This window comes from Janibacter sp. CX7 (assembly GCF_024362365.1).
In the GTDB taxonomy this organism is placed as follows: domain Bacteria; phylum Actinomycetota; class Actinomycetes; order Actinomycetales; family Dermatophilaceae; genus Janibacter.
The window spans coordinates 1,598,400-1,616,166 of sequence record NZ_CP101464.1; the positions used below are offsets into that span (position 1 = coordinate 1,598,400).

General features: G+C 71.3%; 18 protein-coding genes. 10 read left to right on the forward strand and 8 right to left on the reverse strand.

Going from position 1 to position 17,767, the window contains the following annotated elements; translation table 11 throughout:
• Nucleotides 1-2: 2 nt before the first annotated feature.
• Nucleotides 3-740, reverse strand: coding sequence for a class I SAM-dependent methyltransferase (locus NMQ01_RS07805; RefSeq protein ID WP_255186281.1), 738 nt, complete (start codon nucleotides 738-740; stop codon nucleotides 3-5).
• Between the two features lie 114 nt (nucleotides 741-854).
• Between NMQ01_RS07805 and NMQ01_RS07810 the strand changes: the two genes are divergently transcribed.
• The 5 genes from NMQ01_RS07810 to NMQ01_RS07830 are packed head-to-tail and all read left to right on the forward strand — an operon-like array spanning nucleotide 855 to nucleotide 7,275.
• On the forward strand, nucleotides 855-3,218 hold the full coding sequence (locus NMQ01_RS07810) for an excinuclease ABC subunit UvrA (RefSeq protein ID WP_255186282.1): 2,364 nt from the start codon (nucleotides 855-857) through the stop codon (nucleotides 3,216-3,218).
• 53 nt (nucleotides 3,219-3,271) lie between these two features.
• Nucleotides 3,272-4,324 carry an iron ABC transporter permease gene (locus tag NMQ01_RS07815; protein WP_255186283.1) on the forward strand — a complete coding sequence of 351 codons (1,053 nt, stop codon included), beginning with the start codon at nucleotides 3,272-3,274 and terminating at the stop codon, nucleotides 4,322-4,324.
• Complete coding sequence (locus NMQ01_RS07820; RefSeq protein WP_255186284.1) at nucleotides 4,321-5,394, forward strand: iron chelate uptake ABC transporter family permease subunit; 1,074 nt, start codon at nucleotides 4,321-4,323, stop codon at nucleotides 5,392-5,394. Before NMQ01_RS07815 ends, NMQ01_RS07820 begins: the two co-directional genes overlap by 4 nt.
• Entirely contained in the window at nucleotides 5,391-6,236 is an 846-nt protein-coding gene (locus NMQ01_RS07825) for an ABC transporter ATP-binding protein (protein ID WP_255186285.1), read from the forward strand. The genes NMQ01_RS07820 and NMQ01_RS07825 overlap by 4 nt, the downstream gene beginning before the upstream one ends.
• A gap of 28 nt (nucleotides 6,237-6,264) precedes the next feature.
• Nucleotides 6,265-7,275 (forward strand): ABC transporter substrate-binding protein, encoded by a 1,011-nt coding sequence (locus NMQ01_RS07830; protein ID WP_255186286.1) that lies wholly within the window; start codon nucleotides 6,265-6,267, stop codon nucleotides 7,273-7,275.
• A gap of 106 nt (nucleotides 7,276-7,381) precedes the next feature.
• Here the strand turns inward: NMQ01_RS07830 and NMQ01_RS07835 are convergent, their stop codons facing one another.
• The 5 genes from NMQ01_RS07835 to NMQ01_RS07855 form a co-directional block, all read right to left on the reverse strand.
• On the reverse strand, nucleotides 7,382-8,254 hold the full coding sequence (locus tag NMQ01_RS07835; RefSeq protein ID WP_255186287.1) for an SDR family oxidoreductase: 873 nt from the start codon (nucleotides 8,252-8,254) through the stop codon (nucleotides 7,382-7,384).
• Nucleotides 8,251-9,393: a hypothetical protein gene (locus NMQ01_RS07840; RefSeq protein ID WP_255186288.1), complete on the reverse strand. Its 1,143-nt coding sequence runs from the start codon at nucleotides 9,391-9,393 to the stop codon at nucleotides 8,251-8,253. The genes NMQ01_RS07835 and NMQ01_RS07840 overlap by 4 nt, the downstream gene beginning before the upstream one ends.
• Nucleotides 9,390-10,526 (reverse strand): AraC family transcriptional regulator, encoded by a 1,137-nt coding sequence (locus tag NMQ01_RS07845; protein WP_255186289.1) that lies wholly within the window; start codon nucleotides 10,524-10,526, stop codon nucleotides 9,390-9,392. Before NMQ01_RS07845 ends, NMQ01_RS07840 begins: the two co-directional genes overlap by 4 nt.
• A 43-nt stretch (nucleotides 10,527-10,569) precedes the next feature.
• Entirely contained in the window at nucleotides 10,570-11,583 is a 1,014-nt protein-coding gene (locus tag NMQ01_RS07850) for a TerC/Alx family metal homeostasis membrane protein (RefSeq protein WP_255186290.1), read from the reverse strand.
• 173 nt (nucleotides 11,584-11,756) lie between these two features.
• The gene (locus NMQ01_RS07855) at nucleotides 11,757-13,166 is read right to left on the reverse strand and encodes an FAD-binding oxidoreductase (protein WP_255186291.1); all 1,410 of its coding nucleotides are present in this window, start codon (nucleotides 13,164-13,166) and stop codon (nucleotides 11,757-11,759) included.
• Nucleotides 13,167-13,343: 177 nt separating this feature from the next.
• Here NMQ01_RS07855 and NMQ01_RS07860 point away from each other — a divergent pair, with 177 nt between their 5' ends.
• The 5 genes from NMQ01_RS07860 to NMQ01_RS07880 all read left to right on the forward strand — a co-directional run bounded on the left by NMQ01_RS07860 (nucleotide 13,344) and on the right by NMQ01_RS07880 (nucleotide 15,608).
• A complete protein-coding gene (locus NMQ01_RS07860; RefSeq protein WP_255186292.1) occupies nucleotides 13,344-13,676 on the forward strand; it encodes a single-stranded DNA-binding protein in 333 nt (110 codons plus the stop codon).
• A gap of 20 nt (nucleotides 13,677-13,696) precedes the next feature.
• Entirely contained in the window at nucleotides 13,697-13,831 is a 135-nt protein-coding gene (locus NMQ01_RS07865) for a hypothetical protein (protein WP_255186293.1), read from the forward strand.
• Between the two features lie 19 nt (nucleotides 13,832-13,850).
• Nucleotides 13,851-14,768 (forward strand): dihydrodipicolinate synthase family protein, encoded by a 918-nt coding sequence (locus NMQ01_RS07870; RefSeq protein ID WP_255186294.1) that lies wholly within the window; start codon nucleotides 13,851-13,853, stop codon nucleotides 14,766-14,768.
• Nucleotides 14,765-15,289, forward strand: coding sequence for a putative immunity protein (locus NMQ01_RS07875; RefSeq protein ID WP_255186295.1), 525 nt, complete (start codon nucleotides 14,765-14,767; stop codon nucleotides 15,287-15,289). Before NMQ01_RS07870 ends, NMQ01_RS07875 begins: the two co-directional genes overlap by 4 nt.
• An 82-nt stretch (nucleotides 15,290-15,371) precedes the next feature.
• Nucleotides 15,372-15,608 (forward strand): hypothetical protein, encoded by a 237-nt coding sequence (locus tag NMQ01_RS07880; RefSeq protein WP_255186296.1) that lies wholly within the window; start codon nucleotides 15,372-15,374, stop codon nucleotides 15,606-15,608.
• Between the two features lie 511 nt (nucleotides 15,609-16,119).
• On the opposite strand, the gene NMQ01_RS07885 is transcribed toward NMQ01_RS07880, so the two are convergent.
• Both NMQ01_RS07885 and NMQ01_RS07890 read right to left on the reverse strand, forming a co-directional pair.
• A complete protein-coding gene (locus NMQ01_RS07885; protein WP_255186297.1) occupies nucleotides 16,120-16,587 on the reverse strand; it encodes a phage tail protein in 468 nt (155 codons plus the stop codon).
• 99 nt (nucleotides 16,588-16,686) lie between these two features.
• Nucleotides 16,687-17,760, reverse strand: a complete 1,074-nt coding sequence (locus NMQ01_RS07890; protein WP_255183404.1) for an aromatic acid exporter family protein — start codon at nucleotides 17,758-17,760, stop codon at nucleotides 16,687-16,689.
• Nucleotides 17,761-17,767 lie beyond the last annotated feature (7 nt).

The following is a 17,767-nucleotide window of genomic DNA, read 5'->3' on the forward strand; positions in this document are numbered from 1 at the left end:
CGTCAGGGTCGGCGCCACACGCTGACGTGGGACTCGGTGTCGGGGCCGAAGGGGGTCCCGCTCCAGTCCTCGTGGCGGGACTCGAGCTCCAGGCCCGCACAACGCGCCATGAGGTCGAGCTCGCTGGGCCAGACGTAGCGGTAGTTGTGGGTGCCCCGGCGATAGCTGCCGTCGGCCTGCCGAGTCAGGTGGTGCGAGGTCGCCTGCTGGGTCACCGGGTCGAAGGTGTCGAACCCGACGTGGCCGTCGGACACGTCGAAGGGGACCGCCACCTGGCCCGGGACGAGCCGACGCAGGGGAGGGAGGCCGACCTCCACGACGAACCGCCCGCCGGGGCGGAGGTGACGTGCGGCGTTGCGGAAGCACTCGACCTGCTCGTCCTGCGTCCGCAGGTTGCCGATGGTGTTGAAGACGAGGAAGACCAGGCTGAACTCACCGTCGACCCGTGTCGTCGCCATGTCGCCGACGACCACGGGCAGCTGTGCCGCCGAGACCTTCGTCCGCAGGACGTCGACCATCGGGGCGGACAGCTCGATCCCGGTGACCGGGACCCCCTTCGCCAGCAGGGGCACCGCGACACGACCGGTGCCGATCGCGAGCTCGAGCGCGGGCCCTCCACCCGCGAGCTCGGCGAGCGTGTCCACCACGGGATCCAGCACCTCCGGTGCGGACATGCCGGTGCCCGCCGGGTCGTCGTAGCGTTGCGCCTGCTCGGCCGTCCACACGTCGCTGCTCGTCATCGCACCAGCACAGCAGGGCGAGGCAGCGGGCCGCCACCGGATTTCGACGACGTCGTCGGGACGGTCTGGTTGGATCACAGGTGGCCCACCCCACCCCCTTCGTCTGGAGCTCGCATGCCGCACGCCGCCGACAGCCACGACCTCATCCGGGTGCAGGGAGCGAGGGAGAACAACCTCAAGGACGTGAGCGTCGACCTGCCCAAGCGGCGGCTGACGGTCTTCACCGGGGTCTCGGGCTCGGGCAAGAGCTCGCTCGTCTTCGGGACGATCGCGTCCGAGTCGCGCCGGCTCATCGACGAGACCTATAGCGCCTTCCTCCAGGGCTTCATGCCCTCGCTGGCACGGCCCGACGTCGACCACCTCGAGGGCCTGACGACGGCGATCATCGTCGACCAGGAGCGCATGGGGGCCAACCCGCGTTCGACCGTCGGCACGGCGACCGATGCCAATGCGATGTTGCGCATCCTCTACTCGCGCCTGGGCCAGCCGCACGTCGGGCCGCCGACGGCCTTCTCCTTCAACGTCCCCACGCGCAAGGCGAGCGGGTCGATGACGACGGACAAGGGCACCCACACCGAGCGCAAGACGGTCAAGCAGCAGGTCTACCTCGGCGGCATGTGCCCGCGCTGCGAGGGCATGGGGCAGGTGAGCGACATCGACCTCACCGCCCTCTACGACGACACCAAGACGCTCGAGGACGGCGCACTGACCGTCCCCGGCTACTCGATGGACGGCTGGTACGGCCGCCTCTTCGCCGGCATGGGCCTGCCGATGGACAAGCCGATCAAGGACTTCACGAAGAAGCAGCTCGAGACGATGCTGTGGAGCGAGCCGACGAAGATCAAGGTCGAAGGGGTCAACCTCACCTTCGAGGGGATCATCCCCAAGATCCAGAAGTCGATGCTCAGCAAGGACCCCGAGGCGATGCAGCCGCACGTGCGCCGCTTCGTCGAGCGGGCCGTGACCTTCCAGACCTGCCCCGAGTGCGAGGGCACCCGCCTCACCCCCGAGGCCCGCGCGTCGAAGATCAAGGGCAAGAGCATCGCCGACCTGTGCTCGATGCAGATCAACGACCTGGCCGCCTGGGTGCGCGAGCTCGACGAGCCGGGCTTCGAGCCGCTGCTCGCCGGCCTGCAACACCTGCTCGACTCCTTCACCGAGATCGGTCTGGGCTACCTCTCCCTGGACCGCCCCGCCGGCACCCTGTCCGGAGGAGAGGCCCAGCGGGCGAAGATGATCCGTCACCTCGGGTCCTCGCTCACCGACGTCACCTATGTCTTCGACGAGCCGACGATCGGGCTGCACCCCCACGACATCGACCGGATGAACGACCTGCTCCTGCGCCTGCGCGACAAGGGCAACACCGTGCTCGTCGTCGAGCACAAGCCGGAGACGATCGCCATCGCCGACCACGCCGTCGACCTCGGCCCCATGGCGGGGTCGAAGGGGGGAGAGATCGTCTTCGAGGGGACCGTCGAGGAGCTGCGGGCCAGCGACACCCTCACCGGGCGCCACCTCGACCACCGCGTCGCGCTCAAGGACGAGGTCCGCTCCGCCGCAGGGGCGCTCGAGATCCGTGGCGCCAGCACGCACAACCTCCAGGACGTCGACGTCGATGTCCCCACCGGGGTCCTCGTCGCGGTGACGGGCGTCGCCGGGTCGGGCAAGAGCTCGCTCATCCACTCCGGTCTCGACCACCGTGACGAGGTCGTCGTCGTCGACCAGTCGGCGATCAAGGGCTCGCGGCGCAGCAACCCCGCGACCTACACCGGCCTGCTCGAGCCGGTCCGCAAGGCCTTCGCCAAGGCCAACGGCGTCAAGCCGGCGCTCTTCAGCTCCAACTCCGAGGGCGCCTGCCCGACGTGCAACGGCGCCGGCGTGATCTTCACCGAGCTCGGCGTCATGGCCACCGTCGAGTCGCCGTGCGAGGACTGCGAGGGGCGCCGCTTCCAGGAGGCGGTCCTCGAGTACGAGCTCGCCGGCAAGAACATCGCCGACGTGCTCGAGATGTCGATGAGCGAGGCCGAGGCCTTCTTCGCCAAGGAAGGCCCGGCCCCCCTGCCGGCCGCGCACAAGATCCTCACCCGCCTCGTCGACGTGGGTCTGGGCTACCTCACCCTCGGCCAGCCGCTCACGGCGCTGTCCGGCGGCGAGCGCCAGCGCCTCAAGCTCGCCGTGCACATGGGGGACAAGGGCGAGGTCTACGTCCTCGACGAGCCGACGACCGGCCTGCACCTCGCCGACGTCGACAACCTGCTCGCCCTGCTCGACCGCCTCGTCGACTCGGGCAGGTCGGTCATCGTCATCGAGCACCACCAGGCGGTCATGGCGCACGCCGACTGGATCATCGACCTCGGTCCCGGTGCCGGCCACGAGGGTGGTCGGGTCGTCTTCGAGGGCACGCCGGCCGATCTCGTGGCGAAGGGGGAGACCCTCACCGCCACGCACCTGGCGGCCTACGTGGGTCGCGAGAGTTAGGATCGCCTCACCTTCAGTGCCGGCCGGTGGCGCTGGGGGCGAGGAGGTGAGGCATGACGACGACCGCGACGCGACTCGAGCTCGCACGCGAGGCGACGCGGACGCCCCCTTCGCTCGGCCGACGGGCCATCTCCCTCCTCGTCCTCGGCGCACTGCTCGTCGGGGTCGCGCTCGTCTCGCTCTTCGTCGGCAGCGGCGACATCCCGGTCGGCGAGGCGTGGCGGGCCCTGTGGCACGACGACGGCAGCACCAATGCCGAGATCATCCGCGGGTCGCGACTTCCGCGCACCCTGCTCGGCGTCGCCGTCGGCGCCGCGATGGGTGTCGCCGGCGCGCTCATGCAGGCGATCACCCGCAACCCGCTCGCCGACCCCGGGCTCCTCGGCGTCAACGCCGGGGCCTACTTCGCCATGGTCGTCGGCTTCTCCCTCGTCGGCGCCACGTCGACCGCCGGCAGCATCCCCTTCGCCATGGGCGGAGCCCTCGTCGCCGCAACGCTCGTGCACGTCGTCGGCTCCCGGGGCAGGGGAGGGGCCAGCCCGGCGAAGCTCGTGCTCACCGGCGTGGCCGTCAGCTGTGTCTTCACCGGGGTGGCCTTCGGCATGACGATGGTCGACCCCAAGGCCTTCGACGCCATCCGCGGGTGGCAGGTGGGCTCGCTCGACAAGGACCACGCCTTCGACCTGCTGACCGTCACGTCGCCGTGGATCGCCGGTGGGCTGGTCGTCGCGCTCCTGCTGTCGACCCAGCTCAACGCCCTGGCCCTCGGCGACGACCGGGCACGCTCCCTGGGTGTCCCGGTGACCGCGGTCCGCACCATCGGCTTCCTCGCCCTGACCGTGCTCTGCGGCGCGGGGACGGCTGCCGTCGGGCCGATCTCCTTCCTCGGCCTGATGATCCCGCACGCCGTGCGCACGCTCGTCGGTCCCGACCAGCGGTGGCTTCTGTCGGCCTCGGCGCTGGCGGCGCCGGTGCTCTTCCTCGCCGCCGACGTCGTCGGCCGGGTCCTGCTCGTGACCGAGCTGCCGGTGGGCATGGTGACGGCCTTCATCGGGGCACCCGTGCTCATCCACCTCGTCCGGTCGCGCGGGGCGAGCGAGCTGTGAGCGCGCCGGCCCAGATCTGGCCACGCCGGGTCCGCGTGCTGCGCACGCGCTCGGGGCGCACGAGTCTGCGCGTGGACCTGCGCACGAGCCTCACGACGCTCGCCCTGACCCTCCTCGCGCTCGTCGTTGCCGTCTGGTCGCTCGGCGTGGGATCCACGCCGGGGTCCGACCTGCCGCTCGACCGGGTGGTCGGGGCCTTCACCGGCACCGAGTCGGAGGTGGTGCGGCGCATCGTCGTCGAGGGCCGCCTGCCCCGGGTGCTCGTCGCCCTGCTCGGCGGTGCGGCCCTGGCGCTCGGCGGCGCCATCCTGCAGACGATCACGCGCAACCCCCTCGGCAGCCCCGACATCATCGGCTTCACCAGCGGCGCCAACACCGGCGCCCTCGTCGCCATGCTCGTGCTCGGCACCGGCTATGCCGGGGCGACGGTCGGCTCGCTCGTCGGGGGTCTGCTCACGGGTGCGGTGATCTACCTCCTCGCCTTCAAGGACGGCGTGCACGGCACCCGCCTGATCGTCATCGGCATCGGCGTGAGCGCGATGCTCGTGGCCTTCAACGGATTCCTCCTCGTGCGGGCCCGGGTCGAGAATGCCGCGGCCGCCGCGGCCTGGGGTCAGGGCATCTTCGACCAGCTGCGCTTCGTCGACGTCATCGCCGTGGGCGCCGCGCTGGCGGTCCTGCTGCCGGCGCTCGCAGCACTGACCCCGAGCCTGCGGATGTTCGAGCTGGGGGAGGCCGCCGCCCGGAGCAAGGGCGTCGACACCACCCGCGACCAGCTCCTCCTGCTCGTCGTCGCCGTCGCGCTCGTCGCCGCGGTGACCGCCGTGGCCGGGCCGGTCGCCTTCGTCGCGCTCATCGCCCCGCAGGTCGCCGCGCGGCTCGCCCGCAGCCCGGGCATCCCGCTGACGACGACCGCGGCCGTCGGGGCCTCGCTGCTCGTCGTCTGCGATGCGGTGGCACGCACTCTGCTGGCGCCCGTCCAGCTCCCCGTGGGGGTCATCACGACCGCGCTCGGCGGCGTCTACCTGCTCGGTCTGCTCCTGCACCAGTCCCGGAAGGCCACGACATGAGCCCCTCCCGCCTGCACGCTGCCGACCTGCGGGTCGGCTACGACGACCGGGTGATCATCGAGGACCTGTCCGTCGAGATCCCCGACGGCTCCTTCACCGTCATCGTCGGCCCCAATGCCAGTGGCAAGTCCACCCTGCTGCGCGCCCTGTCCCGCCTGCTGCGACCGACGCACGGGGCGGTGCTCCTCGACGGCCACGACGTGCGGGAGATGGGCGGCAAGGAGTTCGCGAGGGAGCTCGGCCTGCTGCCGCAGGAGTCGATCGCGCCCGAGGGGATCACCGTCGTCGACCTCGTCGCGCGGGGGCGCTTCCCCTACCAGCGGCTCTTCCGGCAGTGGAGCGACGAGGACGAGCGCGCCGTGCGCGAGGCGCTCGAGGCCACCCAGCTGCTCGAGCTGTCCACCCGACCCGTCGAAGCCCTCTCGGGCGGGCAGCGGCAGCGGGTCTGGATCGCCATGGCGCTCGCCCAGGAGACACCGATCCTGCTGCTCGACGAGCCGACGACCTATCTCGACCTGGCGCACCAGCTCGAGGTGCTCGAGCTGTGCACCCGCCTGCACCGACAGGGACGCACCCTCGTCGCCGTCCTCCACGACCTCAACCAGGCCGCCCGCTATGCATCGCACCTCGTCGCGATGTCGTCGGGTGCCGTTGCGGCGCAAGGGACCCCGAGCGAGGTCGTCACCGAGGAGGTCGTCCACCGCGTCTTCGGTGTGCGGGCCCGCGTGATCGACGACCCGGAGACCCGCACACCCATGGTCATCCCCCTGGCCAGCGGGGCGGTCTCCGCCGCCGACCTGCCCGGCGACACCGCCATCGCCCACGACCCGTCCCACCCCTGACCCCACCCCCTTCGGAAGGACCCCTCCCATGGCACCCCTGCGACGACTCGTCGTCACCCCGACCCTCGTGCTCGCCCTGACCGCGCTCGCCGCGTGCGGCTCGTCCGACGACTCCGCGGAGAGCGGTGACGGCGGCAGGGTCGTCGGCACCGTCGAGCGCGGGCCCGAGACCGACGTGACCCAGGCCGGCGACGAGCTCAAGGTCGTCGCCCTCGGCTGGTCCGACGGCGAGATCGCCGCCTCGCTCGGGGTCACCCCGACGGCGATCTACGACTGGCAGGGCCACGGCGCGGACAACAAGGGCGTCGGCGAGTGGGCCCAGGACGACGTCGAGGACGCCGACATCGAGGTCATCAAGAACTCCGGCACGACCTACAACTACGAGCAGATCGAGCTGCTCGAGCCCGACCTCATCCTCAACGTCCGCGCGGCGGGCGACGACAAGGTCTTCGACCGCCTCTCGAAGATCGCGCCCGTGGCCTCGGCCCCGAAGGACGCGCCCGACTTCGCGGTCGACTGGCGCACCCAGACCGAGATCATCGGCAAGGCCCTGGGCAAGGACGAGGAGGCCAAGGAGGCCGTCGCCGAGACCGACGAGGTCATCAAGGACGCCGCCGCCGAGCACCCGGAGTTCAAGGACAAGACCTTCGCCTACGGCGTGAAGTTCGGCGAGGCCTACGGCGGCTACGTCGAGGGCGACGCGCGCTTCGACGTCTTCGGCGAGCTCGGCTTCGTCGAGAACCCCGCGCTCAGCAAGCTCACCCCGAGCGGTGGCTTCTTCGCCGCGGTCGCGGCCGAGCAGGTGGGGGCCTTCGACGCCGACGTCGCCGTGCTGTCGACGATCGGCCTGCCGCTCAAGGACCTCGAGTCCGACGCCAAGATCAGCTCCCTGGCCGTCGTCAAGGAGGACCGCGCGCTGGTCCTCGACGAGAAGGACGAGGTGAACGTCGCCCTCGCGGCCGGCACCCCCGAGTCGATCGCCGTGGCCGTCGAGAAGGTCACCCCCGACCTCGCCAAGGCAGCCGCCACGGCGAAGTGACCGGGCGTCACGCCCCGCCCCGCCACTGACGAAGGGGGCCGCACCGGACGATCCGGTGCGGCCCCCTTCGGTGTCGTGCGTCGTGAGGTGACGCTCCGGCCGGCGCTCAGCCGGGGCGCCGCGGCGTGCGGACCGCCTCTCCGGTGCGCAGGCGCCGCTTGGCCATCTTCTTCTGCACGCGGCGCCCCTGGGCGACGACCGCCGGCACGGCGGCCAGACCGAAGGCCGGGAAGAGGTCGCCGGCGCGCACGACCGCGCCGCGCCACGCCGGGACGGCCGTGACGAGCCTCGGCTTGTCGAGCACCCGGCTCACCGCGAGCACGACCTCCTCGGGCTGGAGCAGCTTGCCGGAGAAGGACAGCGCCGCGGCCGGGTCGTCGAGCTTGTCGTGGAGCATCGGGGTCCAGATGCCGTCGGGGCAGACGCACGAGATGTCGATGTCCTTGACCTTCGCCGCGCGCAGGTCCGCGATCGTGCTCAGGCTGAAGCCCATGACCGCGTGCTTGGAGGCGGCGTAGACGCCCTCTCCGGGGACCGCGGTGATGCCCGCGAGCGAGGCGATGTTGATGATGTGGCCGCCGCCGCTCCCGCGCATGGCGCCGACCGCCGCGAGGGTGCCGTTCATCGTGCCGAGGGCGTTGACCTCGAGCATCAGCCGTCGCGTCGCCTCGTCGTGCTCCCATGCCGGGCCGGTGACGAGCACTCCCGCGTTGTTGACCCAGACGTCGAGCCGTCCGGCCACCTCGACGATGCGGTCACGCGCTGCCAGGACCTGGCTCTCGTCGCGCACGTCGACGGTCATCGCCGTGGCCAGGCTGCCGAGCGCGGCGGCGGTCTCGGTGGCAGCCGCCCCGTCGACGTCGGTGACGAGGACGTGGTGGCCGCGCTCGACGAGCATCGTGGCGATCTGCCGCCCGAGACCGCGCCCGGCGCCCGTCACGACGGCACCGGCGGGCCAGCGGGTGGGGGAGGAGCTCATCGCCGACCCGCCCGGATCGTGCCGTAGTCGATGCCGCCGTGGTGATGGGTCGGCACGACGGGCCAGAAGCGCTTCCACGGGGCGAGCTCGCTCGAGGGGAGGATCTGCAACCACCGCGGGTCCTCCGTGCTCGGGTCCGCGAGCGTCTTCTCCTTGATCATCGAGTCGTACTGGTCGAGCGAGTCCTCGAGGGTGTTGCCGTTCGGGCAGATCTCACGGCCGTACTGCTGGTGGTAGAGCTTCACGCCCGGGATCCGGGACTGCTCGGGCTGCCAGTTGTCGAGCGCGATCCCGTTCTCCGACGAGACCCAGACGCCGTCCGGGGTGTTGACGACGAGCGAGTGGTTGCCGTCGGTGTGCCCTGGGGTCCACAGCAGCGCGACCCCCGGGCCGAGCTCGATGTCGCCCTCGAAGGTCGCGAACTTGTCCAGGTCGACGCCCTCGAGACTGCCCTCGACGTACCAGGCCCACTGCATGGGATGCAGGTTCTGCAGGGTGGCCAGCTCGCGCGTGTTGACGAGCATCTTGGCCTTGCCGAAGATCGGGCCGCGCGGGGCCTGCTCTCCGGGGATGTTCGTGGAGGAGCCGAGGATCATCCGCGGGTCCTGCACGTGCAGGTGGTCGAAGGCGCAGAAGTCGACGTCCTCGGGGCCCAGACCGACCTGGGCCAGCGCCTCGTCCGGCTCGTTGTAGTAGTTGACGATGACCTGCTCGGCGCGATTCGCGTAGGGGATCTTGTTCATCAGGCGCTGCAGCTTGTCGAAGAAGGGCGCCTTGGCCGAGCCCTCCGGCACGGTCGGCTCGAAGACGAGCGTGCGTGGCCGACCGTCCCAGTCGTCGTACTGCACGACGACCATCCGGTTGATGATCGGGATCAGCGGGCTGTGCGGCCCGATGACGGCGGTGTTGAAGCCGTACTTGACGGGGTAGGGCGCCGAGGCGATGTCCACCGACTTCACCGCGGTGACCTGGCCCTGGGCCGTGAAGCGCTTCTTGTAGGCGACGGCCGCGCTGCGCACCGCCTCGAGCCGGTCACCGCGCGGCCAGATGTCGTGCACCCCGTCGAACTCGGGGATCGTGCGCGCCCCGAGGGAGCGGACGTCCGTCGTCGTGGGGTGGGTGGTCGGGGTGTCGGTCACGTAGTGCCTCCGGGGTCGGTGCGGTCGCAGTGCCGTCCAGCATGGCCGTCGCGTCCGGGCAGAACTTGACTCAGCGCGACAGATTGTCCGGCCCCCCCGCGTGTCGACCGCACCTCCCGAGGGCTCGAGCCGGTCCAGCGACGCACCGCGCGGGTCAGCGTGCTCTGCGAGGTGAAGCCCACCATCGTCGAGATCTGGGCAAGGGGCAGCGTGCTCGTCGAGATGAGGCGAAGGGACAGCGTGCGCCGGACGTCGTCGAGCACCGCCTCGTAGGTCGTCCCCTCTGCGGCCAGCGCGCGCTGGAGGGTCCGCGGGTGAATCGCGAGGAGGCGGGCCACGTCGGCGAGGGCGTGGCCGGTGGTCCCGATGGTCTCGACCAGCAACTGGTGGACCCTGACCGAGGTCGTCTGCCCCGGGTCGCGGTGGTCCCTGGCCAGGTGGGCGATCGCCAGGGCGCGGATCGCCTCGTCGGCGCCCGCGAAGCGCACGTCCATGGTGCGCTGGTCGACCCGCAGCGCCGCGACCTCGGTGCCGAACCTCACCCTGTCGCCGAAGACCTCGGTGTAGCGGGTGAGCGGGGACATGGGTGCGTGGGGGAGGTCGACCGATCGCAGCCCCGCGGTGGTCCCCACGAGCGCCGTCGAGATGCGGAAGAGCAACCCGATGCCGAGCTCCATCGCCTGGGGGGAGTAGGGGGACTCGCGCAGCTGCTTGCGGTAGGTGATCGCCACGACGCCCTTCGCTCCGCTCGGGTCCTCCTCGACGGCGATCCGCAAGGCCGGGCTGTGGACGAAGAGGAACCTCGTGACGCACTCGAGTGCCTCGTTCACCGTGCCCGACGCCTCGATCGCCACGGCGAGCGGGCCGAGGATCGTCAGGTCCTGGGCTGCGGCGAGCCGCAGGCCGAGGTCGGGGCAGGCCAGCTCGACGGCCGCCCGGTCGAGCATGAGGTCGTGACCGGTGATGGGGAGCACCCCGTCGTCGGCCTCGAGGACCTCGGGGTCGATCCCGTGCTGCTCGAGCAGGTCGAGCGGGTCGCCCCCGAGCTCGCGCACCAGCTCGGGGAACCCGCGCAGGCTGGCGCTGCGGATGAGGCCGGCGTCGCTGACGGCCAGGGGAGGCGGCGGGTGCATCCGAGCAGTCTCCCGCACGCCACCCCTGCCCGTCCGGCTCCGGTCAGTGGTCGACGCGCTCCCGCTCCTCGTCCTGCGTGGCGCTCGATCGGTCGAGCGAACGCATCCGCCACAGGGAGGCGATCACGGCGACGACCATCGACACGAGGATGACGACGAGCGAGTGCCAGGTCTCGATGTGCGGCACCCACGTGATCGGCTCGCCACCGTTGATCCAGCTCACCTCGTTGGCCTCCATGGCGTGCAGCACGAGCTTGACGCCGATGAACCCGAGGATCGCGGCGATGCCGTAGTGCAGGTAGACGAGGCGCTCGAGCAGCCCGCCGAGCAGGAAGTAGAGCTGGCGCAGACCCATGAGCGCGAAGATGTTGCACGCGAAGACGAGGAAGGGGTCGGTGGTCACCGAGAAGATCGCCGGGATCGAGTCGATCGCGAAGACGAGGTCGACGGTGCCCAGGGCGAGGATCACCAGGACGAAGGGGGTGAAGAAGCGCACCCCGTCCTTGCGCACGACGGCCTTGGCCCCGTGCCATTCGTCGGTGAAGTTCAGCCGCCGCTTGAGGGTGCGGATGACGAGGTTGTCGGGGGCACCCCCTTCGTCGTCGTGGCCGAAGGCCTGCTTCCACGCGACGTACACGAGGTAGGCGCCGAAGAGGTAGAAGACCCAGGCGAAGGACTCGATGACCTGCACGCCGACGAGGATGAAGATGCCTCGCAGGACGATGGCGATGAGGATGCCGATCATCAGCACCCGCTGCTGGAGCGCGTGCGGCACCGCGAAGCTGCCGAGCAGGATGATGAAGACGAAGAGGTTGTCGATCGAGAGCGAGTACTCGAGCAGCCAGCCCGTGAGGAACTCGCCGGAGCGCTGCGTGTCGCCCATGGCGAAGAGCACGCCGGCGAAGACCAGGGCGAGGGAGACGTAGACGGCGACCCAGGCGCTCGACTCCTTCATCGACGGCACGTGGGGACGCTTGATGACGAGGAGCAGGTCGAGGATCAGGATCGCGCTGAGCACGGTCAGCGAGGCGATCTCGAAGATCTGGTAGGCGGACACGGAGGAACCCTTCGGGTGGGGACGGCGGACAGGTCCGCGAACGTCTCTCCCACGCTGTGCGCGCCTCCACGACCGGGAGCCGGGGCTCCGTAGTGACGATCGTGGGGTGTCGGGATACTCCCCTTCGCTGGTCGGAGTCTACGGAGACGGTCCCCGACGGAGAAATCGTGCCCTCAGAGGATGACCGCGTCGGGGTCGTAGGTCCCGCGGACCCGGGCGTGCCGCGTGGCATTGGTCGAGAGATACTCGCGCTGCGGTCGCCCGGCCTCGAGGTAGCCCAGGTAGCCGCCGGAGCTGCGCGTGCCCATGAGGTCGTGGGCGTGCGCGAGCCACGAGCGGGCACGTGAGTACTGCGTCGACCCGGCGTCCGAGGACATGCCGACGTACCACTGGACGCTCGCGGTGTGACCACGCCAGGGGAAGGGGGTGTCCGTCGCCCCGAGCGTGCGGACCGCCCCGTCGAGCGGGTCGAGGATCGCGGCGGCGGCCAGGCCGCGGGAGGCGGCCGAGCGCATCGCCTCGACGACGGCCTCGGCGGTGCCGCTCGTCATGACCCGCACGATGTCGGAGCCGGCGACGAAGCGCGTGCGCGGTGTCGTCGTGCCGCCGCCGAGGTAGGCCACCGCGGCGAGGTGGGTGCGCGAGGTCGTCGACGTCCGCAGGGGAGTGACGCCGATCGCGGAGCGGGCAGAGGCCGCCCGTGCGTCCTGGCGTCCCGCGGGGCAGACGCCGAAGACTCGCACGGACAGCGAGGAGCCGGAGACGTCGACGTGGGCATTGGCCCAGGTGTCGCTCGGCTGCTCGGCCATCCAGGCGGCCCAGCGCCGCACGACCGTGGCCGCCGCCGAGGCCGGGTAGCTGAGGGTGAAGAAGCCCATCGACGTGGCCGGGATGGTCCGGTAGGTGAAGGAGGTGACGATGGCGGCGCCCGATCCGCCGCCCCGCAGCGCCCAGTAGAGGTCGGCGTCGTGCGACGCGTCGACCGTGCGGATGCGTCCACGCCCGTCGACCACGGTCGCGCGCACGAGGCGGTCGGCCGTCAGGCCGTAGCGGCGGCTGTCGACGCCCAGCCCGCCGGCGAGGGTGAGCCCTGCGGTACCGACCGTCGGGCAGGTGCCCGTCGGGATCGAGCGTCCGTGGGCGGCGAGGGCCTCGTGCACGGCGTAGAGGCCGGCTCCGGCGCCGACGGTCGTCTGCGTGCGGCCGGGCGTGAGCCAGACCGAGCGCAGGCTGCGGGTGTCGACGACGAGTGCACCGGTCGTGGCCGAGGCGCCGACGTAGGAGTGGCCACCGGAGCGCCCGGTCACCTGCAGCCCGTGCGCGCGGGCGAACTCGACGCAGGTCGCGACGTCCCGGGTCGACAGCACGCGGGCGATCGCCGCCGGTCGGCGGAAGTCCCACCGCGGGTCGAAGAGCGTCCGACGGCTGGAGTAGAGGCTGCTGCCGGGTCTGGCGATGCTGCCGCGGATCGCGGCGTCGAGGTCGGCCCAGTCCGTGGGGCTCGGCCCGGCTGACGCTGCCTGGGGTGCGACGAAGGGTAGCGCGGCCCCGGCACCGAGGACGGTTCGACGTGAGATGTCCATGATTCCCCCGACGCGCCGGGCCCTGTCGTGGTTGCCGTCGTCATCCATCCGTGACCAGGCGCCGTCCACATCCTCCTCCGGTCGACGGGCTGCGTCCACAGCCTCGGGCGGGCCCGTCCGCGGACTCTCCGGTTCGGTGAGGCTGGACGCACCACATGCCGACGAAGGGGGAGTGCCATGGCCACGACGAGCACGGGCGAGGCGGTCGAGGAGGTCAACGAGGTCGTGCTGACCGGTCGGCTGAGCGGCGGGACGCAGGTCCGCGAGCTGCCCAGCGGCGACGAGCTCGTGACGCTGCGGGTCGTGGTCACCCGGGGAGCGGGCCACGTGGTCGATGCCATCGACTGCGCCTGCTGGACGGCGGTCACCCGCCGCGCCGCGCAGCGCCTGTCCGAGGGGGACCGGGTCCGGGTCGAAGGGAGCCTGCGTCGCCGCTTCTTCCGCACCCCGGCCGGTGCCGCGAGTCGCTACGAGGTCGAGGTCCGGCGGCTCGTCCGGGATCGCCGATGAGCGATGTGTACCGTGGACGGATGGGGTCCACCAACTTCGAGATCGCCCACGACGAGGTGCCGGTCATGACGCGCGACGAGATGCTCGCCATGGAGGGCAGCGGCTGGACGGGCGACCTCGAGGCACTGAGGTCCGACCTCGTGGAGTCGGTGTGACGCACGTTGGCACCTCGCTGTGACGACCACCGACCTCCGCGGGTTGAGCGCCTTCCCGCTGACGCCGATCGTCGACGACGCGGTCGACGAGGCAGCCTTCGCGCGCATCGTCGAGCAGCTCGACGGCTCGGCGGTCGACAGCATCACGGCCCTCGGGTCGACCGGCAGCTATGCCTACCTCGACCGGGACGAACGCCGCCGGGTCGTCGAGCTCGCGGTGGCCACCGCCGGTGACGTCCCCGTTCTCGCAGGCATCGGGCACGTACGCACACGCGAGGTCCTGCGCCACGCCGACGACGCACAGGCCGCCGGGGCGAGCGGTCTGCTGCTCGCGCCGGTCACCTACCAGGCGCTGACCGACGACGAGGTCTTCCAGCTCTTTGCCGACGTCGACGCGGCCGTCTCGGTGCCCGTCGTCGTCTACGACAACCCCGGCACCACGCACGTGGCCTTCAGCGACGAGCTGTACGCCCGGATCGGCCGGCTCCCGTACGTGGCGGCGATCAAGATCCCGCCGGTCACCGGGGGAGTGGACGTCGTCGGGGCGCGGGTGGACTCCCTTCGCTCGGTCATCGCGCCCGAGGTGAAGATCGGCATCAGCGGAGACGCCGTGGCTGCCGATGCCCTGCTCGCCGGGTGCGATGGCTGGTACAGCGTGCTCGCCGGCACGCTGCCGGGGCCGTGCCGCGCGATCGTCGACGCGGCCGCTGCCGGCGACAGTGCGATGGCGCAGCGGCTGTCCGGCCGGCTCGACCCACTGTGGCAGCTCTTCGGCGCCCACGGCAGCTACCGAGTCGTCGCCGCGCTCGCCGAGGAGCTCGGCCTCGTGCAGCACCCCACGCTGCCCCGCCCCGTCCTGCCCCTGGACGAAGGGGGGCGCGCCGACGTGCGGGCGGCGCTCACCTCCCTTCGTGACGCGGGTGTGGTCGAGCGGTGATCCTGCCGCCAGTGCGTGACCCCCGGATGATCATGGTCCGGCGTGGCGGGACGCTCACCGACGCCGACCACCGGCTCCTCGCGCTGTGGGCCGCCGAGTGCGCGGAGCACGTCCTGCCACTCTTCGAGGCGGCGGTGCCCGACGACCGTCGGCCGCGCGAGGCGATCGCTGCGACCCGGACGTGGGCCGATGGCGAGATGCCGATGATGACGGCACGCGCCCTGGGCGGGCATGCGATGGGTGCGGCTCGCGAGCTGCGCGGACCCGCACGGTTCGCCGCCTACGCCGCCGGCCAGGCGGCCTGTGTCGGCCACGTCGCCGAGCACGACCTCGGGGCGGCCGCCTACGCGATCAAGGCGACCGTGGCGGCGGCACCCGACGACGGGGGCGAGCAGGCCCGCCGGGTGGAGGCTGCGTGGCAGTGCGAGCGTCTCCCTGACGCGGTCCGCGAGCTGGTCCTCGAAGACATGGCAGGGCGCAACGACATCTGCTGGTCGGTCTTCGACGTGGACGGTCACTGACGACGCGACACCCGTGCGTGGCGCTACGCGTGACGTGCAGGAGGGCCAGCGGTACCTTGGTGGACGAAGGGATGTGATCCAGATGACATTCGAGATCCACGACCTGGGCTCCGACGTCGAGACTCGTCTCAGCGAGGTGGCCCGCAGCCACGGACGCACGATGGAGGCCGAGGCCGCCGGCATCCTCACCGCCATCACCCAGGGTCGAGCGCACGACCCCGAGGCCGTCATGAACCTCTACACGGCCGCGCGGCGCAAGGTGTCCAAGGAGGCGCTGGCGCCGCCGACGCAGGTCGACTTCACGCCTGACGGCTACTGATCCGGCCGGTGCGCTCCTTCGACGACCTCGTCGCCGAAGCGGCCGCCGCCGACGTCACGGGCTGGGGCTTCGCTTGGCTCGACGGACGGACGACCGAGGAGCGCCCACCATCGAGTTATGTCAGATGGATCGAGGCTGCGCTGGCTGATGCCGGCGCCGCACTGGACATCGACACCGCGGGGGAGAGGTGGTCGACGAGGCCGCTGACCTCCCTTCGCGCACCGTCCTCACCGAGGCCTGGCCACCCAACTCGGTCCGGGCACGTGCTCGTCTGGGGCCGCGTGGTGCCGAGTCGTCGGCGCCCGGTCCGACGCCTTGCCCTTCGAGGATCGATCCTTCGACCTGGTGACCTCGCGGCACCCTGCGTCTGGTGGGTCCCGGACTCCACGGTCGAGCGCCACGAGGCCACGTTGCACTCGACCCGGCACCTCGTCCGGGCCCACCCCGGGACGCTTCTGACATAATGTCTGGCTCGTCCTCGCGGTCACGCTCCAAGGGGGAGGCTCGCCGGTCAGACCGGGTAGTCGCCCTTGATGACGAAGTAGCTGCCGCGGATCGTCCCGGCGAGCTTCGACTTCTGGCGGGCGAACTTGAAGCCGGACAGCTCCTCGGGCGCCTCCATTCCGTCGGACAGCTTGAAACCGACGGCGCGCTTGCCGCCATCCTCGAGGGTCCACAGCACGTTGATCGCCAGCCCGGACTCGTAGAAGACGTGCGTCCAGTGGATGCCGTCCACCTCGACGACGGTGGCCTGCAGCGGCCGAGCGGCGATGACGATGCCGCGCTCGTCCTCGAGGATCCGCGAGACCCGGTCGATGACCTCGGGCACGTCGGCCGCGTCGTCGACGGCGAAGGTGTGGTCGTACTTGTTCTTGAAGTAGCGCGCCTCGTTGGCCCGCAGCCCGGCGAGGGCATCGGCGACCGGCGAGCTCTCGAGGCCCTCGGTGGACACGTGCGTGAAGTCGACGACCTGGCTCATGAGGCTCCTTGCGTGGTGTGCCGGTGAAGGAAATCTACGCCTGAGAACCGCTCGCGACACCGGAGACGGCATAACGCCGATAATCCACATTATGTCAGTTCAGTCATGACCGGACGTCGAACCCTGCCCCCCACGCCCGTCGGCACCCAGCTCGTGCCGGATGCGCCGCAGGTCCTCCATGAGCGAGCCGACGAGCACCCATCGCATGCCCTGCGGTGCGCTCGTGTCGAGCGGCTCGGTCAGCGCGGGCGCCGTGTCCTCGAGCGCGTCCGCCGACGTGGTCGGCACGGCCAGCCGCAGCTTCATCCGGGTGTCGTGCGCGGCGCGCTCCAGCTCCTCGGAGATGCCGGCGACCAGCGGCTCCTGCCGGACGCCCTCGTCGTAGTGGTCGACGTAGGCCCGGGTCATCCCCCGCACCTGCGTGCCGACCTTGGCGAGCATGTCGAGCGTGTCGCGCAGCGCCGCGAGCTCACCGCGGTAGCGCGCTGCGCGCGGGTTGAGCAGCAGCGAGTCCTCGGCCGCGTCGATGGCCTCCGTCGCCTCGTCACGAAGGGGGTGCAGCCGCCGGGCGTCATGGAGCAGCAGCAGGCGGCCGGGTCGGGTCTTGCGGGAGACGAGCGCATCGGCCAGGCGTTCGAGGGCTTCTGCCGTCTCCTCCCCCAGCAGGTCGAGCGCCGTACGAGCCGGCGCCAGCGCGACCGGCGGGACGAGCATCAGGTGCACGACGATGCCGATGACGGCACCGATCATCGTCTCGACGATGCGGATCGTGGCGTAGTCCGGCGTCGACGCGCCGAGGGTGAGGACGAGCAGTGCGCTGATCGCGATCTGGATGCCCGACCCGGTCGTCAGCCGCAGCGCCCACGACAGCACGAGTGCCGCGCTCACGGCCAGCATCACGACCCATGACGCCGTGCCGAGCACGACACCCATGCCGGTCGCCAGCAGGACCCCGGCCACCACGCCGACGCTGCGCTCGACCCCCTTCGTCAGGGACTGGTTGAGACTCGGCTGGACGACGAGCATCGCGGCGATCGCCCCGAAGACCGGCGGCGGACCGTCCGGGATCACGAGGTCGCAGACGATCCACGCGACGATCGTCGCCAGGGCGGTCTTGGCGACGTGCAGGAGTGGGTCGCGTGCGGAGGCGCGCACGGCCGCGGTCAGGCGCATGGCCTCA